Origin of the sequence: Dryocola baronae, from assembly GCF_051297175.1 — a bacterium.
GTDB lineage: Bacteria > Pseudomonadota > Gammaproteobacteria > Enterobacterales > Enterobacteriaceae > Dryocola.
In genome coordinates this window covers 4,998,956-5,019,361 of the sequence record NZ_JBINNY010000001.1, presented here as the reverse complement: position 1 = coordinate 5,019,361, position 20,406 = coordinate 4,998,956, and the positions used below count along the sequence as shown (strand labels likewise).

18 protein-coding genes and 1 pseudogene are annotated in these 20,406 nt (G+C 54.3%); 8 read left to right on the top strand and 11 right to left on the bottom strand.

Annotation, left to right across the window (positions count from 1 at the left end; translation table 11 throughout):
• Positions 1–139 precede the first annotated feature (139 nt).
• From ACSPHG_RS23675 to ACSPHG_RS23665, 3 genes are all read left to right on the top strand, one after another.
• Positions 140–1,171: a LacI family DNA-binding transcriptional regulator gene (locus ACSPHG_RS23675; RefSeq protein WP_435955904.1), complete on the top strand. Its 1,032-nt coding sequence runs from the start codon at positions 140–142 to the stop codon at positions 1,169–1,171.
• 126 nt (positions 1,172–1,297) lie between these two features.
• Positions 1,298–2,026 carry a 4'-phosphopantetheinyl transferase family protein gene (locus ACSPHG_RS23670; RefSeq protein WP_435955903.1) on the top strand — a complete coding sequence of 243 codons (729 nt, stop codon included), beginning with the start codon at positions 1,298–1,300 and terminating at the stop codon, positions 2,024–2,026.
• A 33-nt stretch (positions 2,027–2,059) separates the two neighbouring features.
• Complete coding sequence (locus tag ACSPHG_RS23665; protein WP_435955902.1) at positions 2,060–2,626, top strand: NADPH-dependent FMN reductase; 567 nt, start codon at positions 2,060–2,062, stop codon at positions 2,624–2,626.
• 42 nt (positions 2,627–2,668) lie between these two features.
• Here ACSPHG_RS23665 and ACSPHG_RS23660 read toward each other — a convergent pair whose 3' ends face one another.
• Complete coding sequence (locus ACSPHG_RS23660; RefSeq protein ID WP_435955901.1) at positions 2,669–4,000, bottom strand: NCS2 family permease; 1,332 nt, start codon at positions 3,998–4,000, stop codon at positions 2,669–2,671.
• 179 nt (positions 4,001–4,179) lie between these two features.
• Between ACSPHG_RS23660 and yieH the strand changes: the two genes are divergently transcribed.
• From yieH to ACSPHG_RS23640, 4 genes and pseudogenes are all read left to right on the top strand, one after another.
• Complete coding sequence (yieH, locus tag ACSPHG_RS23655; RefSeq protein ID WP_435955900.1) at positions 4,180–4,845, top strand: 6-phosphogluconate phosphatase; 666 nt, start codon at positions 4,180–4,182, stop codon at positions 4,843–4,845.
• A 394-nt stretch (positions 4,846–5,239) separates the two neighbouring features.
• The gene (locus ACSPHG_RS23650; protein ID WP_435955899.1) at positions 5,240–6,370 is read left to right on the top strand and encodes a DUF6883 domain-containing protein; all 1,131 of its coding nucleotides are present in this window, start codon (positions 5,240–5,242) and stop codon (positions 6,368–6,370) included.
• Positions 6,371–6,380: 10 nt separating this feature from the next.
• Positions 6,381–6,581, top strand: a complete 201-nt coding sequence (locus tag ACSPHG_RS23645; protein ID WP_435955898.1) for a DUF4926 domain-containing protein — start codon at positions 6,381–6,383, stop codon at positions 6,579–6,581.
• Positions 6,582–6,673: 92 nt separating this feature from the next.
• Positions 6,674–6,772: pseudogene (locus ACSPHG_RS23640) on the top strand (6-phosphogluconate phosphatase); the annotation flags it as partial.
• 89 nt (positions 6,773–6,861) lie between these two features.
• Here ACSPHG_RS23640 and phoU read toward each other — a convergent pair.
• From phoU to glmU, 7 genes are all read right to left on the bottom strand, one after another.
• Entirely contained in the window at positions 6,862–7,587 is a 726-nt protein-coding gene (phoU, locus tag ACSPHG_RS23635; protein WP_271121494.1) for a phosphate signaling complex protein PhoU, read from the bottom strand.
• Between the two features lie 13 nt (positions 7,588–7,600).
• Positions 7,601–8,374, bottom strand: coding sequence for a phosphate ABC transporter ATP-binding protein PstB (gene pstB / locus ACSPHG_RS23630; RefSeq protein WP_435955897.1), 774 nt, complete (start codon positions 8,372–8,374; stop codon positions 7,601–7,603).
• A 47-nt stretch (positions 8,375–8,421) separates the two neighbouring features.
• Positions 8,422–9,312 (bottom strand): phosphate ABC transporter permease PstA, encoded by an 891-nt coding sequence (pstA, locus tag ACSPHG_RS23625; RefSeq protein WP_435955896.1) that lies wholly within the window; start codon positions 9,310–9,312, stop codon positions 8,422–8,424.
• Positions 9,309–10,271 carry a phosphate ABC transporter permease PstC gene (pstC, locus tag ACSPHG_RS23620; RefSeq protein WP_435955895.1) on the bottom strand — a complete coding sequence of 321 codons (963 nt, stop codon included), beginning with the start codon at positions 10,269–10,271 and terminating at the stop codon, positions 9,309–9,311. Before pstC ends, pstA begins: the two co-directional genes overlap by 4 nt.
• A gap of 84 nt (positions 10,272–10,355) precedes the next feature.
• Complete coding sequence (gene pstS / locus ACSPHG_RS23615) at positions 10,356–11,396, bottom strand: phosphate ABC transporter substrate-binding protein PstS (protein ID WP_435955894.1); 1,041 nt, start codon at positions 11,394–11,396, stop codon at positions 10,356–10,358.
• 241 nt (positions 11,397–11,637) lie between these two features.
• Positions 11,638–13,467 carry a glutamine--fructose-6-phosphate transaminase (isomerizing) gene (gene glmS / locus ACSPHG_RS23610; RefSeq protein WP_435955893.1) on the bottom strand — a complete coding sequence of 610 codons (1,830 nt, stop codon included), beginning with the start codon at positions 13,465–13,467 and terminating at the stop codon, positions 11,638–11,640.
• A gap of 245 nt (positions 13,468–13,712) precedes the next feature.
• A complete protein-coding gene (glmU, locus tag ACSPHG_RS23605) occupies positions 13,713–15,080 on the bottom strand; it encodes a bifunctional UDP-N-acetylglucosamine diphosphorylase/glucosamine-1-phosphate N-acetyltransferase GlmU (protein WP_435955892.1) in 1,368 nt (455 codons plus the stop codon).
• Between the two features lie 337 nt (positions 15,081–15,417).
• Here glmU and ACSPHG_RS23600 point away from each other — a divergent pair, with 337 nt between their 5' ends.
• Complete coding sequence (locus ACSPHG_RS23600; protein ID WP_435955891.1) at positions 15,418–17,592, top strand: right-handed parallel beta-helix repeat-containing protein; 2,175 nt, start codon at positions 15,418–15,420, stop codon at positions 17,590–17,592.
• Positions 17,593–17,650: 58 nt separating this feature from the next.
• Here ACSPHG_RS23600 and ACSPHG_RS23595 read toward each other — a convergent pair whose 3' ends face one another.
• The 3 genes from ACSPHG_RS23595 to atpG are packed head-to-tail and all read right to left on the bottom strand — an operon-like array spanning position 17,651 to position 20,371.
• Complete coding sequence (locus tag ACSPHG_RS23595) at positions 17,651–18,070, bottom strand: F0F1 ATP synthase subunit epsilon (RefSeq protein ID WP_435955890.1); 420 nt, start codon at positions 18,068–18,070, stop codon at positions 17,651–17,653.
• Positions 18,071–18,090: 20 nt separating this feature from the next.
• Positions 18,091–19,473 (bottom strand): F0F1 ATP synthase subunit beta, encoded by a 1,383-nt coding sequence (gene atpD / locus ACSPHG_RS23590; protein WP_435955889.1) that lies wholly within the window; start codon positions 19,471–19,473, stop codon positions 18,091–18,093.
• 34 nt (positions 19,474–19,507) lie between these two features.
• Positions 19,508–20,371, bottom strand: a complete 864-nt coding sequence (gene atpG / locus ACSPHG_RS23585) for a F0F1 ATP synthase subunit gamma (RefSeq protein ID WP_435955888.1) — start codon at positions 20,369–20,371, stop codon at positions 19,508–19,510.
• Positions 20,372–20,406: the final 35 nt, after the last annotated feature.

The following is a 20,406-nucleotide window of genomic DNA, read 5'->3' as shown; positions in this document are numbered from 1 at the left end:
CGACAGCGAGCAACGAGAAAGAATGGTAGTATTCCCAACATCAGGGTTAATAACTGAATAATAAACAGTAAAATATTGTTTATATTGAATTAAATTTCATGGGAATGTGCCCATAACGAACTGTGAAGTGGATCTCAAAATGAAAGGTTCATTAAAAATCAAAGAGATAGCTAAGGAAACGGGATTATCCACCAGCACGGTATCCCGCGTCTTATCCGGGCAGGGAAAAACCAGCGAGCAGGCGCGTCAAAAGGTCATTGCCTGCGCCAGCGCTCAGGGCATTTTTGAATCGTTACTGTCTGAAAGGGTGTTGTTCAACCATCTCACTATTTTTGCGCCGCACCGGGCCTTCGATGTTCGAACCGATCTCTTTTATCACGCCATTATCAGCACCATCACCGCGCAGCTTGCCGAGCGGGATGTGCATATCCGCTTCCACGGTATGACGGAGGTGAATAGCGACCTGCCGGGCTTTATGAAAGCGTTGCTAACGCCGCCAAACGAAGCGGCCATTCTCATTGGTATTGACGATCCTCTGGTTCACGAAATCGCCGCGAACGCGCAGAAGCCCTGCGTGATGATCAATGCCTACAACCCGCACATGATCCTCGACTCCATCTCGCCAGACCACCGCACCATCGGCTATTACAGCGCGGACTATCTGATAAAAGCGGGCCATACGCGCATCGTTTCGCTGCTTTGCTTGCCCAGAGATACGCTGTTCCAGCGTTTACAGGGCATCCGCGCGGCGTTCAGCGACAATCACCTGGCCTTTGATGAGCGGCAGCACCTTTGCGCCGCCGAGGATTTCAGCATGGAGGAGGGGAAAAGAGCCATGGAGCACATCCTCGCCAATACCCAAAAAGATCTGATGCCAACGGCGATGCTCTGCGGCGGGGACTTTCTGGCCTACGGCGTGATAGACGTGCTGCAGAAGTACGGCATCAGCGTGCCGAAACAGATGTCGGTAATGAGCATGGACGGGGCGAACCTGCTGCACAGAGGCGACACCAAACTTACGGCCGTATACGTACCGCGCGAGGAGCTGGGCCGGGAATCCGTCCGCCAGCTCCAGCTGCGGGCCATGCAGCCGGACGCGCCGGTTTACAATATTCAGCTAGGCAGCCGCATGATTTTGGGCAACTCGGTTCAGCAGCATCGTGCGATTTAACGCCAGCGCGAGCCGGTAAAGGTGTCACTCTTGACGGTTTTTTACACCTTTCCGACCGTGCGTTGTAAGGCTAAAGGCCTTACAATTGATCACGGTGTCCCATTGACCATTATCATGGAGCGAAAAATGGCAACGCATTTTGCACGATGGACAATCAATTCTACGTACCCAAGCCCTTCCCGCCTCAGCGAAGACACTTTCATCTATGCCCACAGCCTGCCGGAACGTCGCCGCGCACGGTTTCTGGCATCCCGTACGCTGCTGGCCGAACTGCTCTTTATGCTCTACGGCATCCAGCAGCTGCCAAAAATTATCACTACGGTTGCGGGTCGCCCTCACTTCGCCGACAGTTCGTTGACCGATTTCAGCATCGCCTATGCCGGTAATACGGTTGGCGTAGTGGTAACCACGGAGGGGCGATGCGGTCTTGATATGGAGCTCCCACGCTCGTTTGGCCCCACCCCGCCTGGCTTCCATACCTCCACCTTTAGCAGCAACGAATCAATCTGGATCAACAATCAAAACGATACCAACGAGGCCCGCGCCCAGCTGCGCGCGCTGCGCCAGAGCGTCTTTAAGCTCACCGGTAACGATGAAGGGCTACAGCTGATCCCCGGCGCAGGCCGGATGCGGGTGGTAAACCAAACGCATATCGAAGCGATTAGCGATGCAGAGGACATTCTGGTCTGGGCCTGCACGGTTTCCCCGGCGGTTGAGAAGCTGAATCTGTGGGAGTACGACAGCCGTGAAGGCTGGCAAAGCCTGAAAGATGTGCAGTCCCGACGTAGCGATCCTGACGGTCGCATCATACGCTTTACCAGTCAGCCCTATGAAAAAGCCTTATTTCCACACTAACCTTTCCTGAACGTCAGACAAATAGGAGTATCCATGTCCGATTCGTTAAAGATAGTTACGCTGCTGGGGAGCCTGCGCAAAGGCTCATTCAACGCCATGGTGGCACGCACGCTGCCGAAAATCGCTCCGGCGGGTATGAGCATTGACGCGCTGCCGTCCATTGCCGATATTCCTTTGTACGATGCGGACATGCAGCAGGAAGAGGGCTTCCCGCAGACGGTTGAAGCCATTGCCGAGCAGATTCGCAGCGCGGACGGCGTGGTGATCGTCACGCCTGAATATAACTATTCGGTACCGGGCGGCCTGAAGAACGCTATCGACTGGCTGTCGCGCCTGCCGGAGCAGCCGCTGGCCGGCAAACCCGTGCTGATTCAGACCAGCTCGATGGGCGCAATCGGCGGGGCGCGCTGTCAGTACCATCTGCGTCAGATCCTGGTCTTCCTTGATGCGATGGTCATGAACAAGCCGGAGTTTATGGGCGGGGTGATTCAGAACAAAGTGGATACGCAAACGGGGGAAGTGGTCGATCAAAGCACGCTTGATCATCTGACCGGCCAGCTCACGGCGTTTGGCGACTACATCAAGCGCGTGAAGGGCTAATACGGAATAAATCGGGTAGCGAAGCGCTACCCGACAATAAAATCAGTCGATAAAAGCAATCTTCAGGATAAACAGCAGCGCCACCACAATCACGCACGGGCTGAGTTCACGCCAGCGTCCCGTCCCCAGCTTCATCACCAGGTAGGAAATAAAGCCAAGCGCGATACCTTCGGTAATCGAGAAGCTGAACGGCATCATGACTGCGGTGACAAACGCCGGAACCGCTTCGGTCAGGTCGTCCCACTTCACGCGCGACAGGCTTGAGGTCATCAAAACGCCAACGTAAATCAGCGCACCGGCGGCCGCGTAGCCCGGCACCATCGCCGCCAGCGGCGACAGGAAGATAACCAGCAGGAACATCAGGCCGACGATAACCGCGGTCAGACCGGTGCGGCCACCCACGGAGACGCCGGATGAGCTTTCGATATACGCGGTGACGGAAGAGGTGCCGATGAAAGAACCCGCAACGGACGAAATACTGTCAACGTACAGCGCCTGCTTCATGCGTGGGAATTTACCCTTCTCGTCCGTTAGCCCGGCTTTGTCCGTCACGCCGATCAGCGTACCGGAGGAGTCGAACAGGTTGACGAGCATGAAGGAGAAGATGACGCCCGCCAGGCCAATGTTCAGCGAACCGGCTAAATCTACCTGACCCACAACCGTCATGACGCTCGGCGGCGCAGAAACGATGCCGTGATACTGCACGTCGCCCATCAGCCAGCCCAGCAGCGTTGTCACCACGATAGACACCAGCACCGCGGCATGAATATTACGGGAAGCCAAAACCGCGATGATAAAGAAGCCCAGCGCGCCCAGCAGCACGCTGTGAGACGTCAGGTGGCCGATGCTCACCAGCGTGTCTTTGTTGGCAACGATAATACCGGCGTTTTTCAGCCCCATCATGCCGATAAACAGGCCGATACCGCTGGTAATGCCCACGCGCAGGCTTACTGGGATATTGGCAATCATCCAGTAGCGTACGCGGAAAATAGTCAGCAGCAACAGGCCGATTGCGCCCCAGAAGATAGCGCCCATGCCCACTTGCCAGGACAAGCCCATCGCGCCTACGACCACAAAGGCGAAGAAGGCGTTCAGCCCCATCGCCGGTGCCAGAGCCACCGGAAGGTTGGCGAAAATCCCCATCAGGATGCTACCCAATGCGGCAATTAAACAGGTTGTAACGAAGACGGCCTGGGTATCCATGCCGGCGGCGCCGAGGATCTGCGGGTTGACGAATACGATATACACCATCGTCAGGAAGGTCGTTAGACCGGCGATCGCTTCGGTGCGTACGGTGGTGCCGTGTTCGCGCAGTTTAAACACGCGCTCGAGCAGCCCCGGATTTGCAGCCGGAGTAGATTGTGGTTGGCTCATTAGTCTTGTTCCGAACAGGAGAGGGAAAAATCCGTCGTTATCCTATACCAAAAACCCACAATGTTGATGGTCGATATCGACTTTTTTTCATTGAATTTGCTTATACGGCAACGATTGCGTACCACAAAAATTGCGCAAATTGGGTAAGATGGTCATTCACTTTTAGAAAAGGAAGCGGCATGTCCCGGATAGATGCGGTGTTCTTCGACTGCGATGGCACGCTGGTCGACAGTGAAGTAATTTGCTCCAAAGCCTACGTACACATGTTTGCGCAATACGGCATCGAACTTGCGCTTGAAGAGGTATTCAAGACCTTTAAGGGCGTGAAGCTCTACGAGATCATCGACACCATAAGCGAGCGGTATGACGTCACCCTGGCAAAACCGGAGCTGGAAGCGATTTACCGCGCGGAGGTCGCAAGGCTCTTCGACAGCGAACTTCAGGAAATCCCCGGTGCCGCGACGCTGATTGACCAGGTGAAAGTGCCGATGTGCATCGTCTCCAACGGCCCGGTGAGCAAAATGCAGCATTCGCTGGGCAAAACCGGCATGCTCCACCATTTCCCGGACAAACTGTTTAGCGGCTACGATATCCAGTGCTGGAAGCCGGACCCGGCGCTCATGTTCCACGCGGCCAAAGCGATGGGCGTTGAGGTACAAAACTGCGTGCTGGTGGACGATTCGATGGCGGGCGCGCAGTCGGGCGTAGCGGCAGGCATGGAAGTGTTCTATTTCTGCGCCGATCCGCACAACAGGCCGATCGACCATCCAAAAGTCACCACGTTTACTGATTTAGCGCAATTGCCTGAATTATGGCGTGCTCGCGGCTGGGATATTACGGGTTAACAAAGATGGCGGATGACACAAGCTTATCCGCCCTACAACTACCGCGCTGGCACGGCAATCCTCCCACATTTTACCCTAACTAGAGAATTAGCCTCTATTAGCTCTTTCCGTGCATGAATGATTGATTTCTCACGACTCCAGTCAGAAATACCAGGTACTTTGAATGGACTAAGACAGAAACACTCTCTGGCGGGGTTTAAAAACCCTCGTTTTATTTACTCGCCCAGCATACCCAAAAGATGTACTTGGCGTACGATCTCGTACGATTGGGCTTCAAACTCTTTTAGGCACACCATCTTTTAGTGTTTTTACCACGAACATAAGACATGTCTTGCCTGGTGCTTTATTTGAAAGTTTAATAACCTTAATTTAAAAATGGGAACAGGGAGCATGGATGTTCAGGTTACTAAGAGCATGGGATGCAGAAAGAGAGCTTTCTCCGGCTGATTTTCAGTACATTTTGTCTCCGCGGGATGCTTTCAGCCAAGCGCGAATATTCTACGAAATCAGTAGCGATCATTATCATTACCCCGATAACATTTCCTGCCATGACGTCCCCCGACGCAAAAGCGGAAATCTGAGCCTGTTTTCCGCGCCTGATAAGCGCCGTCAGAGGGGTTATGCCGATAACATTTACTACGATACGCAGCGAAATATCGACGAGGGCTGGATCATCGGCATCGACACTCACGCCCAGTGGGACAATCGCCGCAATCCGTTCTCTTTCGATGAAGACAGCAATTTAGTCTATGACTGTTTTATGGATCACTATCACGAGTGGTTCGAAAGCGAAGTGAGAAAGGCTTATGAAAAGTGTCTCAACAACCACAACGGACGTAAACCCGCACCGACTGTAAAGCAGGCGAATTACGGCGATGCACCAGTGCAACACGCACAGGCAGCGAAAACCATCAACAGCAAGGCTGCGGGACGACTTCTGGCGGCTGGCGGTATCTATAATGGTAATATTGAAGGGTTTCATCAGACAGCCAAACAGCTAGGCGGCGATGCGCCAGCAGGTTACGATCAGGTCATGGATAACAAGGGACTGATTATTGCGGGAGCCTCTGTTGCGGCGGGTCTTGGCCTTGGTCGCTTGGGAGGTGCAAATGAGATTAGTGAAATATCTAATTACAGCAAAATTCCAACATTTGAATCTCCCGCTTTAAAGGGGTTTACCTCAAATTCAGGCACATTACTAAATGCCGAACACGCCGTTGTAGATTACAGAAAACTATCCACTTACTCCTTAGATGTTACCCACCCGAAAGGGGGGCATAAGGCTAGAGTATTCCAGTCAGCGCTGGGTTATAACCCGACAAATTCTGATGTGTTAGCGAGTAGAGTCCAGGAGGGCATATTAACCGCCCCGGCTAAGGTTTTGGACGCAAACCTACACGGGCAGCGAATGGCCGTAGACATGCCGATATTAGGCGCTAACGGTGAGACTGTGATAGTACGCACTGGTTGGATATATGAACCTGATGCCGTCGTTCCACGCATGACGACGATTTTTGTTAAGTGAGATACAGGCCATGAGAAGAGAAGAGTTTGAAGTGGTTGTGTTAGCGGAAGATTTGCCGAATGAGGGGTTAACTAAAGGCATGGTGGGTACCATAGTATTCATACATGAAAAACCATATCTGGCTTACATGGTTGAATTTGTTGATGATGAAGGGCGAACTACTGCGATGCCTGATCTTTTACCTGAGCAAGTAACGGATTATATCCCGTAAGGATAATTACAGGATTGCGGATTTACCATAACATCCGATACCTGCCCCACCGGATCACCACGGATGGCGTTTCCGGTGTATTCAAAGTGAAGCACAACAGGCCGATCGACCATCCAAAAGTCACCACGTTCACGGATTTATCGCAATTGCCGGAATTATGGCGTGCTCGCGGCTGGGATATTACGGGTTAAGCATAACGCCCTCACCCTAACCCTCTCCCCCAGGAGAGGGGACTTTCTTTTCTCCCTCTCTTGGGGGGAGAGGGCCGGGGTGAGGGGAATCACTCTTTCGGATCTTTTCCCGCCAGCAGCTTATCCAGCTCGTCGCCGCCCACGTGACGGAAATCCTGGCCCTTCACAAAGTAGAAAATAAATTCGCAGATATTCTGGCAGCGATCGCCGATACGCTCGATGGAGCGGGCGCAAAACAGCGCTGTCAGCACGCTTGGAATGGTGCGCGAGTCTTCCATCATGTAGGTCATCAGCTGGCGCACGATGCCTTCATATTCCTGGTCAACTTTCTTATCTTCGCGGTAGATGCGCACCGCTTCGTCCAGATCCATGCGCGCAAAGGCGTCCAGCACGTCGTGCAGCATCTGCACCGTGTGGCGGCCCAGAGATTCCAGGCTCACCAGCAGCGGCTGGTGCTGCTGGGAAAACTTCTCAAGCGCCGTGCGGCAGATTTTGTCCGCCACGTCGCCGATGCGTTCCAGCTCGGAAATCGTCTTGATAATGGCCATCACCAGTCGCAGGTCGCTGGCGGTCGGCTGGCGTTTGGCGATGATGCGCACGCAGGCTTCGTCGATCGCCACCTCCATCATGTTGACCTTCTGGTCGCCTTCGATGACGCGCTTTGCCAGCTCGCTGTCCTGATTATGCATCGCCGTGATGGCGTCGGAGAGCTGTTGTTCCACCAGCCCGCCCATGGTCATCACCTGAGTGCGGATGTATTCCAGCTCAGCGTTAAACTGACCGGAAATGTGTTTGTTGAGATTGAGGCTGTCCATCGTGTTCTCCAAATCAACCGTAGCGGCCAGTAATGTAGTCTTCGGTCTGTTTCTTAGCAGGGGTGGTAAACAGCGTGTCGGTTTCGCTAAATTCGATAAGCTCGCCCAGATACATAAACGCCGTATGGTCGGAACAGCGCGCCGCCTGCTGCATGTTGTGGGTCACAATCACCACGGTGTAATCCTGTTTCAGCTCGGTGATAAGCTCCTCGATGCGCCCGGTTGAGATCGGGTCGAGGGCCGAACACGGCTCATCAAGCAGCAGCACGTCCGGGCGAATAGCGATGCCGCGCGCGATGCACAGGCGCTGCTGCTGACCGCCGGAGAGACTGTATCCGCTCTGGTGCAATTTATCTTTGGTTTCATTCCATAATGCGGCTTTGGTCAAAGCCCACTGCACGCGCTCGTCCATATCGCTGCGCGAGAGCTTCTCAAACAGGCGCACGCCGAAGGCGATGTTGTCATATATCGACATCGGGAACGGCGTCGGCTTCTGGAAAACCATGCCGACTTTGGCGCGCAGCAGGGCGATATCCTGGCTCTGGGTGAGAATATTTTCCCCATCCAGCAGGATTACGCCTTCGGCGCGCTGCTCCGGGTAGAGCGAGTACATTTTGTTAAAAGTACGCAGCAGGGTGGATTTGCCACAGCCTGATGGACCAATGAAAGCGGTAACCTGGTTCTTCGCGATATCCAGATTGATGTTTTTCAGGGCATGGAACTTCCCGTAGAAGAAGTTCAAATCGCGAACCTGAATTTTGCCCGGGGCAGTATCAACCATACTCATCTGTTTCTTAATCTCCGTCCGACGCCGCCTGTGCCGCGCCGCAAAATTTAACCGTGTTTACTCTTTGAGAAAATCACACGCGCCAGAATGTTCAACAGCAGAACGCACAGGGTAATAATCAGTACCCCAGCCCACGCCAGCTGCTGCCATTCGGCAAACGGGCTCATGGCGAATTTGAAAATCGTCACCGGCAGGTTAGCCAGCGGCTGCATCATATCCGTGCTCCAGAACTGGTTGGAGAGGGAGGTGAACAGCAGCGGGGCGGTTTCACCCGCGATACGCGCAATCGCCAACAGCACCCCGGTGATAATCCCGGAAACAGAGGCTTTAAGCGTAATGGCGGAAATCATTTTCCATTTTGGCGTTCCCAGCGCGTAGGCCGCTTCACGCAGGCTGTCCGGCACCAGTTTCATCATATTTTCGGTGGTACGAATGACAATCGGGATTTGCAGCAGCGCCAGGGCGATCACCCCGGCCCAGCCGGAGAAGTGCTGCATCTTCGCCACCACCACGGTGTAGACGAACAGGCCCACAACAATCGACGGCGCGGAAAGTAGGATGTCGTTAATAAAACGAATCACCTCCGCCAGCCAGGATTTGCGGCCGTATTCGGCAAGATAAATCCCGGCCATGATGCCAAGCGGCGTACCAAACACGGTCGCCCAGAGAATCAACAGGCCGCTGCCCGCCAGGGCGTTAGCAAGGCCACCGCCTGCGGTGTTCGGCGGCGGCGTCATTTCGGTGAACAGCGCAAGCGACATGCCGTCGATACCGCGCGTAATTGTCGAGAAAAGAATCCACACCAGCCAGAACAGGCCGAACGCCATGGTGCCCATGGAGAGCGTCAGGGCGATACGGTTTTTCATGCGGCGACGCGCCTGCATCTTGCGGCGCGATTCCGCCAGCTGTGCTTTAGGTTGCATTTCCATTGTGGTCACGAGCGCGTCCCCTCGTTCTTCGCCAGGCGCATGATCATGAACTTAGAGATCGCCAGCACGATAAAGGTGATAACAAACAGGATCAGGCCAAGCTCCATCAGCGCTGCGGTATGCAGGCCAGATTCCGCTTCGGCAAATTCGTTCGCTAGCGCAGAGGTAATGCTGTTGCCCGGCATGTACAGCGAGGCGCTGTCGAGCTGGTAGGTGTTGCCGATGATAAAGGTCACCGCCATGGTTTCGCCCAGCGCGCGGCCAAGGCCCAGCATTACGCCGCCGATCACGCCGTTTTTGGTGAACGGCAGGACGATGCGCCAGATAACTTCCCAGGTGGTGCAGCCGATGCCGTAGGCCGACTCTTTCATCATCACCGGCGTTTGTTCAAACACATCGCGCATAACCGAGGCGATGTAGGGAATGATCATGATGGCCAGAATTACGCCTGCGGCGAGAATACCGATACCAAACGCCGGGCCGGAGAACAGCGCGCCGACAATCGGCACGGAGGAAAGCACGTTGCCAACCGGCTCCTGGAAGTACTTCGCAAACAGCGGTGCAAAGATAAACAGGCCCCACATGCCGTAAACGATACTGGGAATGGCGGCCAGCAGCTCAATGGCGATGCCTAACGGGCGACGCAGCCAGCCGGGCGCCAGTTCGGTCAGGAACAGGGCGATACCAAAGCTCACCGGCACGGCAATCAGCAGTGCGATAAACGAGGTGACCAGCGTGCCGTAAATCGGCACCAGCGCACCATAGATATCGTTAGGGGCATCCCACTCTTTGGTCCACAGGAACGCGAAGCCAAACTTCTGAATGCTTGGCCAGGAGGAGATGATGAGCGAGATGATAATGCCGCCCAGCAGAAATAGCACAATCAGCGCAGCCAGTTTTACCAGCGCACTGAAGATGACATCGCCTTGTTTACCAGGGGCTTTGAACGTCGGCTTACTTACCGCCATAAATTACTCTTTTAGTTTGAATACGTTTCTTACGAAATGTCGGGTGTCGCTACGCTTACCCGACATTTTCGTCATAATGCTAAATTAATACAACGCCTTACCGGAGCTGTCTTTGACGTTGGTTTTCCATGCAGCGCGAACCTGCTCAACCACGGCATCTGGCAGGGAAGCGTAATCCAGGTCGTTAGCCTGTTTTGCACCCTCTTTATATGCCCAGTCGAAGAACTTCAGCACTTCAGCGCCCTGCTGCGGATTCTTCTGCTCTTTGTGAACCAGGATGAAGGTGGTGGAGGTGATAGGCCACGCTTCCGCACCTTTCTGGTTAGTTAGATCCTGAGCGAAAGATTTGCTCCAGTCAGCGCCTTTGGCGGCGTTAGCAAAGTTTTCTTCAGAAGGGGCGACCGGCTTGCCGTCGGCTGAAATCAGCTTGGTGTAAGCGAGGTTGTTCTGCTTAGCGTAAGCATATTCAACGTAACCAATGGAACCCGGCAGACGTTGAACGAAGGCGGCGATACCGTCGTTACCCTTGCCGCCCAAGCCGGTTGGCCAGTTAACGGTAGAGCCCGCGCCGATTTTGGATTTCCACTCTTCGTTCACTTTCGCCAGGTAGCTGGTGAAGACGAAGGAAGTACCGGAGCCGTCAGCACGACGCACAACCGCGATGTTCTGCTGTGGAAGCTTCATGCCTGGGTTGAGTTTAGCGATAGCTTCGTCATCCCATTTTTTGATTTTGCCGAGGTAGATATCGCCCAGGGTTTTGCCGTCGAGCACCAGCTCACCGGACTTCACGCCCGGCAGGTTAACCGCCAGCACCACGCCGCCGATGACGGTCGGGAACTGGAACAGGCCTTCCTGCTGCAGCTTGTCGTCAGCCAGTGGGGCATCAGACGCACCGAAATCCACGGTATTAGCAATAATTTGTTTAACGCCACCTGAGGAGCCGATACCCTGGTAGTTTACTTTGTTACCAGTTGATTTTTGGTAGGTATCTGCCCATTTGGCATACACCGGCGCAGGGAATGTTGCACCGGCACCAGTCAGGCTTGCAGCGGCAGATGCGCCAAAAGCAGTCAGGGATAAGGTCGCGGCGACAACAGTTGCGACAGTGGTACGCATAACTTTCATAATGTCTCCTGCAGAGGTGATAAACGTAATTCGTTGTTAAGTCGTTGCAGGATAGAAAATAGGACAGTTTGGTGACAGTTAAATGTACGAATTATGACAGTTTTATGACAACCCTCTTAGACGGTGTCACTTAAGCGAAATAATTAAATTTATCCAATATTAAACAACCACTTACAAATATTATCCCGATAATAAAAAAGCTGCCAAAAGGCAGCTTTTAGAAACAAATCGGGTCCAGAAATTATTCCACGGTAACCGATTTTGCGAGGTTGCGCGGCTGGTCCACATCGGTGCCTTTGATCAGCGCAACGTGGTAAGACAGCAGCTGCAACGGCACGGTGTAGAAGATTGGCGCAATGACCTCTTCTACATGTGGCATCTCGATAATGTGCATATTATCGCTGCTGGCAAAGCCTGCATCGCGGTCGGCAAATACGTACAGCTGGCCGCCGCGCGCGCGCACTTCTTCGATGTTGGACTTCAGTTTTTCCAGCAGCTCATTGTTTGGAGCCACCACGATTACCGGCATATCCGCGTCAATCAGCGCCAGCGGGCCGTGTTTCAGCTCGCCCGCCGCGTAGGCTTCCGCATGAATGTAGGAGATCTCTTTGAGCTTCAGCGCGCCTTCCATCGCGATCGGATACTGATCGCCACGGCCTAAGAACAGCGCGTGATGCTTGTCGGAGAAATCTTCCGCCAGCGCTTCGATGCGTTTGTCCTGCGACAGCATCTGCTCGATGCGGCTCGGCAGGGCCTGCAGGCCGTGCACGATGTCGTGCTCAATCTGCGCATCGGCACCTTTCAGGCGGCTAAGTTTCGCCACCAGCATCAGTAGAACGGTCAGCTGGGTGGTGAACGCCTTGGTGGACGCTACGCCGATTTCGGTGCCCGCGTTGGTCATCAGCGCCAGATCGGATTCGCGCACGAGGGATGAGCCCGGCACGTTACAAATCGCCAGCGACCCCAGGTAGCCCAGCTCTTTAGACAGGCGCAGCGCTGCCAGGGTATCCGCCGTTTCCCCGGACTGGGAAAGGGTGATCATCAGGCTGTTACGGCGCACCGCGGATTTGCGGTAGCGGAATTCAGAGGCGATTTCCACGTCGCAAGGCACGCCCGCTAAAGCTTCAAACCAGTAGCGAGAAACCATCCCTGAGTTATAGGAGGTGCCGCAGGCGACAATCTGAATGTGCTCAACCTGAGAGAGCATTTCGTTGGCCTGCGGGCCAAGCTCGGTCAAATCGACTTCGCCGTGGCTGATGCGCCCGGCCAGGGTGTTTTTGATGGCGTTAGGCTGTTCGTAGATCTCTTTCTGCATGTAGTGGCGATAAATGCCTTTGTCGCCCGCGTCGTACTGCAGATTAGATTCGATGTCCGGACGCTCCACCTGTTCGCCTTTGGTGTCGAACACGGTAACGGCACGGCGGGTCACTTCGGCGATATCGCCTTCTTCCAGGAAGATAAAGCGACGTGTCACCGGCAGCAGCGCCAGCTGGTCGGACGCGATAAAGTTTTCGCCCATGCCGAGACCGATAACCATCGGGCTACCGGAGCGCGCGGCCAGCAGAACGCCCGGATTACGGGTATCCATGATCACCGTACCGTAGGCACCGCGCAGCTGAGGAATGGTGCGCAGCACGGCTTCGCGCAGCGAGCCGCCCTGTTCCAGCTCCCAGTGCACTAAGTGAGCGATTACTTCGGTATCGGTCTGAGAAACAAACGTGTAGCCGCGCGCCTGCAATGCTTCACGCAGCGGTTCGTGGTTTTCAATAATGCCGTTGTGGACAACCACGATATGGTCGGACACATGCGGGTGAGCGTTCACTTCAGAAGGTTCGCCATGGGTTGCCCAACGGGTGTGGGCAATACCTGTGCCGCCGTGCAGCGCGGTTTCTTCGGCAGCTTCCGCCAGTTTTTGTACTTTACCCAGACGACGCAGGCGGGTCATGTGACCCTGTTCGTCTACGACGGCCAGCCCCGCGGAGTCATAGCCGCGGTATTCCAGACGACGTAATCCTTCGAGAAGGATCTCAGCGATATCACGTTGCGCGACCGCGCCAACAATTCCACACATAGTAGTTAATTCCTGATAATGGCGATTCCGCCATGTGTTGTCGCTGACCTGTATTTTCCGGTTTTTCCGGAGCCCCGAGCCTTGTAGAGAGTGGGGTTATAGTTTTGGTACTGCTAATGGGCGGAGGAATTATGGTTTCCCCTCGCCAAAATTTTATGGGCTGATTTGTCGGGTGGCGCTGCGCTTACCCGACCTACGCTGGATTCGTAGGGTGGGTAAGCAAGGTGCCACCCACCGCTTTGGCATTACTTCTTCACCGGTCGCTGCCAGCCCGCAATATGGGTTTGCTTAACGCGGCTAATGACTAATTCGTTTTCTGCGACGTTGCGCGTCACCGTGGTACCTGCGCCAATGGTTACGCCATTCGCGACGGTAACCGGGGCCACCAGCTGGGTGTCGGAACCGACAAACACATCGTTACCGATGATAGTTTTGTGCTTGTTCGCGCCATCGTAGTTGCAGGTGATGGTGCCCGCGCCGATGTTAACGTTGTCGCCGATTTCAGCATCGCCGAGGTAGCTCAGGTGCCCCGCCTTTGAGCCTTTACCGAGGCGCGCTTTTTTCATTTCCACGAAGTTGCCAACGTGCGCGCCCTCTGCCAGCTCAGCGCCAGGGCGCAGACGGGCAAACGGACCGATGGTGCAGGCAGCCGCAAGCGTGGCGTCTTCCACGACGGAGTAAGGGCTGATTTCGCAGTCATCGCCAATCGAGCAGTCTTTAAGCACGCAGCCGCTGCCGATCTTCACGCGATGGCCTAAAGTGACCTTGCCTTCAATAATCACATTAGTATCGATTTCCACATCACGCCCGTGGCTCAGCTCGCCGCGCAGATCGAAACGCTGCGGATCGCGCAGCATCACGCCCGCCAGCAGCAGTTTGTCTGCCTGTTCGGTCTGATATACGCGTTCCAGGCGGGAAAGCTGAAGGCGGTTGTTCACGCCTTCCACTTCGCTGAGCCTGTCCGGGTGAACCGCAGTGATGGAATGTCCTTCCTGATGCGCCAGCGCGATGATATCGGTGATGTAGAACTCGCCCTGAGCGTTGTTGTTGTCGAGCTTGCCCAGCCAGCGTTTGAGATCCGCGCCGTTGGCGATCAAAATGCCGGTGTTGATTTCGTTGATTTTGCGCTGCTCGTCCGAGGCGTCTTTGTGCTCAACGATGCCAACTACGTTACCGTTTTCACGCGCGATACGGCCATAGCCGGTTGGATCGTCGAGTTTTACCGTCAGCAGGCCGATGCCGCCCTGCGGTTTTGCTTCACGCAGGCGCTGCAACGTTTCCACGGAAATCAGCGGCACGTCGCCGTAGAGCATCAGAATGTCTTCGTCGTCGGCAAAGAACGGCGCGGCCTGCTGCATCGCATGACCGGTGCCCAACTGTTCCGCCTGCAGGACCCAGTTGAGCGAGTCATCGCTCAGCGTTTGTTTCAGCAGATCGCCGCCGTGACCGTACACCAGATGCACACGCTGCGCGCCTAAATTATTCGCCGCATCAATAACATGTTGCACCATAGGTTTCCCGGCGAGGGTATGAAGCACCTTCGGGAGATCGGAATACATACGGGTTCCTTTACCAGCGGCAAGGATAACCACGCTCATCGCACTGTTTGACATACGCGTCCTGACTATAATTTGTGAGAGAAGTTAAGCGTTTTAACGTTGAAAATTCTACATATTTTGCATCAAAAAACACGTTGGCGGAAATTCGCACGCCGACCCGTCTTTTCAACTATCTTTGTGCCCAAGTGTAGGCAGATTCAGAGCAAATAAGTACACCCAATCGACTGATATTGCCCCATCTCTTTGGATTACGGCTTCTTTTCAGTCTGGAATAAAGCGGCCTACCGTTTATGGTGGTTTTGTTTTAAAAATGAACGTTTGTGACACACATAAAAGAAACACTGTTTCATTTTTACTCATAATGGCGCCAACCATTTATAAGGAGAATAACATGGCGTCAAAATTACCTTTGGCCCTTACCCTATGCAGCGCGGCTTTTACCCTGTCCGCTGGCGCGCAGCAGCCCGTCTGGCACGCCATCGCCTTTGGGCAATCTACCGATGTTAACTTTTCATCAAACGTACTGCCTGAAAAAGTGGGTGTAAATAACGTCACCATCGACGGAAAAACGCTTAAGCATGATGACGGTGTCGATCTTTCCCGGCCGGTCACCATTGAAAGCCGGGGCGGCAAAATAGCCAATTCCCATGACGGACTGACCTTCTTCTATACGGCCATACCCAGCAATGAGAATTTCGTACTGCAGGCGACGGTAACCGTCGAACAGTTTGGCCCGGAAAACGGGGCTAAGCCTGCCGCTCAGGAAGGGGCAGGAATGCTGGTGCGCGATGTGCTCGGTAACCCGCGCCAGGAGCCGCTTAAAGAGGGCTATGAGGAATTCCCCGCAGCGTCCAACATGGTGATGAACGTCATTATGACCCAGGATAAGAAAGACGCGCGGCGTGTAAAAATGCAGGCCATTGCCCGTGACGGAATCACGCAGCCCTGGGGCAATACGGGCTCGGCTATTTCCCGCAAGAGCTATCAGGAAGAGATAGACCTGAGCAAAACGCCGACCTTCCGTATGAAGCTGGAACGCACCAACAACGGGTTTATCACCTCATGGGCACCAGAGGGTACACAGGCGTGGGTTTCGCAGACCGTGAAGGGCGCCGATAGCGTCACCGTGCAGGATAAGGATCGGTATTACGTCGGCTTCTTCGCTTCCCGTAATGCAAAAATCACGGTGCGCGATGCCTCGCTGGCAACAAGCGCGGCACAGATCGTTGCCTCAGCGCCTTTTGTAGCGAAGGAATGGCCGGTCATCATGCAAATCGCCTCGCCGGAAAAAAGCACCACCGGCCAATACGTCATCCAGGCGCGAGCGAGCTACGACGGCAGCTTCACCGTGCGTCAGGATGAAATTGTGATCGGTCAGGATAAAGCCGCCGCTGCCGGCGAGCCGTTCACCCTGCCTACAACCTTAAAAGAGACAAACCGTTTTACGGTGACATTCACGCCTGCCGCGGGAAAAGACCGCGCTCCGGTGGTTCATGACTTTACGGTAGAACAAATCGAGAACGTAAAAGGCCATACGCTGTACGTCGCGCCAGACGGCAAAGCCGATCGCGAAGGAACGCAGGCATCCCCGCTCGATTTGGCAAGCGCTGTTTCACTCGTTCCGCCGGGTGGGAAAATCATACTGGCCAGCGGGGACTACGCGCAGGCGGCCATCCCAATTACCGCCAGCGGTCTGAAAGGAAAAATGAAAACGCTGGAAGCCGAAGGTAAAGCGGTAATTCACGGCCTGCTGCTGGACGGCAGCTACTGGCATCTGAAGGGAATAGACGTCACGGACAAAAGCCTGCGCGTGCAGGGCAGCCATAATCTGATAGAAAACGTCACGGCCTATAAAAACGACGACACGGGCATTCAGATATCGTCGCCCGCAGACGTGCCGCGCCCGCTCTGGGCAAGCTTCAACCGCGTGGTGAATTCCGAGTCCTTCAGTAATGAAGATCCCGGCAAGATTAATGCCGATGGCTTTGCCGTGAAAATGCGGGTGGGCGAAGGCAATCTCCTTGAAGGATGTTATTCACACGACAATATCGATGACGGTTTCGACCTGTTCAATAAGATAGAGGATGGCCCGAACGGGGTGGTGACCATCGAGAATTCTATTGCCCGCAACAATACCAGCAACGGGTTCAAGCTCGGCGGGGAAGGGCAGCCGGTCGCTCATCAAATCCATAGCAGCATCGCTATCGGTAACCATCTTGATGGCTTTACCGATAACTTCAATCCGGGCGCGCTGGTGGTCGCCAACAACGTAGCCGTCGATAACCAGCGCTTTAACTTTATTTTCCGACCAAGCCCTTACGGCAGCGCTGAAACGCAGGGAATATTTACCGATAACCTCTCGCTGCGCGATAAAGAGGGCAGGTACGACGATGCGGTCGCAGGGCGAGTGGATAACAGCAACTACTTCATTCGGGAGGGTAAAACCGAAAACGGGGAGGGCAAGGCGTTGAGCGCGAAAGATTACCAGTCGGTGACGCTGCCGGAGCCTTTGCAACGTAACGCCGATGGCACTTTTAATACGGGTTCGTTTCTGAGCAAAGAATAACAGGCGAAAAAAATGCCAGTCAGGCGGCCTGGCTGGCATTTATCTTTCAAGCAGGTAGTTACATCGCTTTTCTGGTCAACTCGATAACGCGCAGTTTCGCGATCGCTTTAGCCAGCTCAGCAGAAGCCTGAGCGTAGTCCACATCACCGTGGGAGCTATGGATGTGCTCTTCCGCTTTACGCTTCGCTTCCAGGGCTCGCGCTTCGTCGAGATCCTGGCCGCGAATTGCGGTATCAGCCAGCACGGTTACCGTGCCAGGCTGCACTTCCAACACACCACCGGACAGGTAGATGTACTCTTCGTGTCCGTGCTGTTTAACGATGCGGATCATACCAGGCTTAATGGCGGTGAGCAGCGGGGCGTGGCCTGGGAAAATACCCAGCTCACCTTCGCTACCCGTTACCTGGATCTTCTCGACCAGACCGGAGAACATCTGTTGCTCCGCGCTGACGACGTCCAGGTGGTAAGTCATTGCCATATCACCCTCCGATTAAGGCGTTAAAGTTTTTTAGCTTTCTCAACGGCTTCGTCGATAGAGCCAACCATGTAGAACGCCTGCTCTGGCAGATGGTCGTATTCGCCGTCCATGATGCCTTTAAAGCCACGGATGGTATCTTTCAGCGACACATATTTGCCTGGAGAACCGGTAAAGACTTCTGCTACGAAGAATGGCTGAGACAGGAAGCGCTGGATCTTACGCGCACGTGCTACAACCAATTTATCTTCTTCAGACAGTTCGTCCATACCAAGGATGGCGATGATGTCTTTCAGTTCCTGGTAACGCTGCAGAATAGACTGCACGCCACGCGCGGTGTCGTAGTGTTCCTGACCCACAACCAGTGGATCCAGCTGACGGCTGGTGGAATCCAGCGGGTCTACTGCCGGGTAGATACCCAGAGAAGCGATCTGACGGCTCAGTACCACGGTTGCATCCAAGTGAGCAAAGGTGGTGGCTGGTGATGGGTCAGTCAAGTCATCCGCAGGTACGTATACCGCTTGAACAGAGGTGATAGAGCCGGTCTTCGTGGAGGTGATACGCTCCTGAAGAACACCCATCTCTTCTGCCAGAGTTGGCTGATAACCTACCGCAGATGGCATACGACCCAGCAGTGCAGATACTTCTGTACCGGCCAGGGTATAACGGTAGATGTTATCGACGAACAGCAGAACGTCACGGCCTTCATCACGGAATTTTTCCGCCATGGTCAGACCGGTCAGTGCAACGCGCAGACGGTTACCTGGTGGCTCGTTCATCTGGCCATACACAAGGGATACTTTGTCCAGAACGTTGGAGTCGGTCATTTCGTGGTAGAAGTCGTTACCCTCACGAGTACGTTCACCAACACCTGCAAACACTGAGTAACCGGAGTGCTCGATCGCGATGTTACGGATCAGCTCCATCATGTTTACGGTTTTACCAACGCCCGCACCGCCGAACAGACCAACTTTACCGCCCTTAGCGAACGGACACATCAGGTCGATAACTTTGATGCCCGTTTCCAGCAGATCCTGGGAACTTGCCAGCTCTTCGTAGCTAGGTGCCGCGCGGTGGATAGCCCAACGCTCTTCTTCACCGATGTCGCCTTTCATGTCGATTGGGTCACCCAATACGTTCATGATACGGCCCAGAGTGGCTTTACCTACTGGTACTTCGATTGGGTGATCGAGGTTGGTTACAACCAGACCGCGACGCAGACCGTCAGAAGTACCCATGGCGATGGTACGCACCACGCCACCACCGAGCTGTTGCTGCACTTCCAGCACCAGACGGTCACTACCGTTTGTAACCTCGAGGGCGTCGTACACTTTTGGTACGGCATCCTGAGGGAACTCGACGTCCACCACGGCGCCGATTACCTGGATAATCTTTCCAGTAGCCATCTTGTTGAATCCTCTACGTAATTCGTAAACCTGGTTATACCGCGGACGCGCCACCGACGATTTCGGTGAGTTCCTGAGTAATGCTGGCCTGACGAGCTTTGTTGTATACCAACTGCAGCTCTTTAATCAGGCTGCCGCCATTGTCGGTAGCGGCTTTCATCGCCACCATTCGTGCGGCCTGCTCGCTGGCCAGGTTTTCTACGACGCCCTGATAAACCTGAGATTCCACATAACGACGCAGAAGGGTATCCAGCAGCGCTTTAGGATCAGGTTCATACAGATAATCCCAGGATTTCGTTTTCAGCTCACCGTCTTCTGCTGGCGGTAACGGCAGCAGTTGGGTGATTGTCGGAACCTGAGACATAGTGTTTATAAATTTGTTGCTGACAACATACAGCTTGTCCAGACGGCCTTCATCATAGGCCTGCAACATCACTTTCACCGGGCCAATCAACTCGGACAGGGAAGGGTTATCGCCCATACCAGTCACCTGAGCAACAACATTGCCGCCCACGGAGTTGAAGAAAGAGACGCCCTTAGAGCCGATCATTGCGATTTCGCTCTGAACGCCTTTATCGGACCATTCTTTCATGTCAGCCAGCAGCTTTTTGAACAAGTTAATGTTCAAGCCACCGCACAGACCACGGTCAGTGGACACCACCAGGTAGCCCACGCGTTTAACTTCGCGTTCATCCAGGTATGGGTGTTTGTATTCAAGATTACCCAGAGCAAGATGACCAATCACTTTACGCATGGTGTCTGCGTAAGGACGGCTGGCTGCCATGCGTTCCTGCGATTTACGCATTTTGGACGCGGCGACCATTTCCATTGCTTTGGTGATCTTCTGCGTGTTCTGGACGCTTGCGATCTTACTACGTATCTCTTTTGCGCCGGCCATGAGCTTCTCCTCAATGCCTTGCGGCTTGCCCTAAG

Bases quoted from the DNA above. Each gene is read 5' to 3' on its own strand.
- ACSPHG_RS23675 (WP_435955904.1), top strand. From the start codon at position 140: ATGAAAGGTTCATTAAAAATCAAAGAGATAGCTAAGGAAACGGGATTA.
- ACSPHG_RS23670 (WP_435955903.1), top strand. From the start codon at position 1,298: ATGGCAACGCATTTTGCACGATGGACAATCAATTCTACGTACCCAAGC.
- ACSPHG_RS23665 (WP_435955902.1), top strand. From the start codon at position 2,060: ATGTCCGATTCGTTAAAGATAGTTACGCTGCTGGGGAGCCTGCGCAAA.
- ACSPHG_RS23660 (WP_435955901.1), bottom strand. From the start codon at position 4,000: ATGAGCCAACCACAATCTACTCCGGCTGCAAATCCGGGGCTGCTCGAG.
- yieH (WP_435955900.1), top strand. From the start codon at position 4,180: ATGTCCCGGATAGATGCGGTGTTCTTCGACTGCGATGGCACGCTGGTC.
- ACSPHG_RS23650 (WP_435955899.1), top strand. From the start codon at position 5,240: ATGTTCAGGTTACTAAGAGCATGGGATGCAGAAAGAGAGCTTTCTCCG.
- ACSPHG_RS23645 (WP_435955898.1), top strand. From the start codon at position 6,381: ATGAGAAGAGAAGAGTTTGAAGTGGTTGTGTTAGCGGAAGATTTGCCG.
- phoU (WP_271121494.1), bottom strand. From the start codon at position 7,587: ATGGACAGCCTCAATCTCAACAAACACATTTCCGGTCAGTTTAACGCT.
- pstB (WP_435955897.1), bottom strand. From the start codon at position 8,374: ATGAGTATGGTTGATACTGCCCCGGGCAAAATTCAGGTTCGCGATTTG.
- pstC (WP_435955895.1), bottom strand. From the start codon at position 10,271: ATGGCGGTAAGTAAGCCGACGTTCAAAGCCCCTGGTAAACAAGGCGAT.
- pstS (WP_435955894.1), bottom strand. From the start codon at position 11,396: ATGAAAGTTATGCGTACCACTGTCGCAACTGTTGTCGCCGCGACCTTA.
- glmS (WP_435955893.1), bottom strand. From the start codon at position 13,467: ATGTGTGGAATTGTTGGCGCGGTCGCGCAACGTGATATCGCTGAGATC.
- glmU (WP_435955892.1), bottom strand. From the start codon at position 15,080: ATGTCAAACAGTGCGATGAGCGTGGTTATCCTTGCCGCTGGTAAAGGA.
- ACSPHG_RS23600 (WP_435955891.1), top strand. From the start codon at position 15,418: ATGGCGTCAAAATTACCTTTGGCCCTTACCCTATGCAGCGCGGCTTTT.
- ACSPHG_RS23595 (WP_435955890.1), bottom strand. From the start codon at position 18,070: ATGGCAATGACTTACCACCTGGACGTCGTCAGCGCGGAGCAACAGATG.
- atpD (WP_435955889.1), bottom strand. From the start codon at position 19,473: ATGGCTACTGGAAAGATTATCCAGGTAATCGGCGCCGTGGTGGACGTC.
- atpG (WP_435955888.1), bottom strand. From the start codon at position 20,371: ATGGCCGGCGCAAAAGAGATACGTAGTAAGATCGCAAGCGTCCAGAAC.